The organism is Candidatus Infernicultor aquiphilus, assembly GCF_002784285.1.
In the GTDB taxonomy this organism is placed as follows: Bacteria; Atribacterota; Phoenicimicrobiia; order Phoenicimicrobiales; family Phoenicimicrobiaceae; genus Infernicultor; species Infernicultor aquiphilus.
Genome location: NZ_PFKO01000184.1, coordinates 1 through 1,244, shown reverse-complemented (window position 1 = coordinate 1,244; position 1,244 = coordinate 1). Strand labels below are relative to the sequence as shown.

At 26.9% G+C, this 1,244-nt stretch carries 2 protein-coding genes; both read left to right on the top strand.

All coding sequences use genetic code 11. The features are described 5' to 3' along the window. Window positions 1-676, top strand: a 676-nt coding sequence (gene tcmP, locus COZ07_RS05010; RefSeq protein ID WP_406607487.1) for a three-Cys-motif partner protein TcmP, incomplete at its 5' end; no start/stop codon positions are given. A gap of 29 nt (window positions 677-705) precedes the next feature. Then, the coding region (locus COZ07_RS05005; protein ID WP_406607486.1) for a radical SAM protein at window positions 706-1,244 on the top strand (539 nt) is incomplete at its 3' end.

Below are 1,244 nucleotides of genomic sequence, written 5' to 3'. Positions count from 1 at the left end.
CATTCCTTTTATTGCCTTACTTGATCCTCAGGCAGGAGACTTATACTGGGAAACAATTCATAAAATTTCACAGAAAAAGAAAGTAGAAGTTTTGATCAATTTCCCATTTGGTATGGCAATAAGAAGATATATGCCGTTAACAAAAGGAAAAAACATTACTAAAAATATGAAAAATAAGCTTAACAGAATATTTGGAGATGATAATTGGGAAAAGATCTATTTGGAAAGAAAAAAGAATACAATATCATCGACCGTAGCTCGTGAAAAATATTTAGATCTTTATATAAATAACCTATTATCAGTTGGTTTTAAATATTATGCAGTTAAGAATGTTAAAAATTCTTTGGGAAATCATATTTACTATTTAATTTTTGCAACTAAACACATTAAAGGATTAGAGAAGATGAAAGATGTTATGGTTAAAGACGAGCCAGAAAGAAATACTCTGTTTTTCTTACAAGAATTAACAAATGAAATTTATAAGATTTTTAAGGATGAAGAAAATTTAAATTTGGATACAATTTTAGAAAAGTTGTTACCAGGAAAACACTTATATAGGAAACAAGACTTTAAAGATGCTCTTAAAAGATTAGAAGCAGAGAAAAAACTAATTCGTATAGAATCAAGAAAAGATGCAAAATCTTTTAATAATGACGAGTTGTTTAATATCGTATAAAAAAGGGTATAATTAAATAAAGGTATATTATGAAAATTAAACACTCTAAGAAAATTTATCAAATAGAAAGAAAAAGTCTCTTATATAAAAGTGGCGTTGAATATGCTGATTTTTGTATAAATCACGTAGAAGGATGTGCTCACGGTTGCAGGTTTCCTTGCTATGCTATGATGCTTGCTAAGAGATATGGTAAAATTAAAGATTACGAAGAATGGCTACAGCCAAAAATTGTAGGAAATGCTTTGGAATTATTAGATAAAGAAATTCCAAGATATAAACATAAAATCAAATTCGTTAATTTATGTTTTTCCACAGATCCCTTTATGTATAAATATCCAGAAGTAGAAGATTTAACTTTGGAAATAATCGAAAGGTTAAATAAAGATAATATCCGTTGCATTATTTTAACGAAAGGAATTTATCCAAAAGTTTTAATTGATACTAAAAAATATGGCAATGATAATGAATATGGAATTACTATTGTTTCTTTAGATGAGAAGTTTAAAAAAAGATTTGAGCCTTATTCTGCTCCGTACAAAGATCGAATTAAATCATTGAAATATTTACA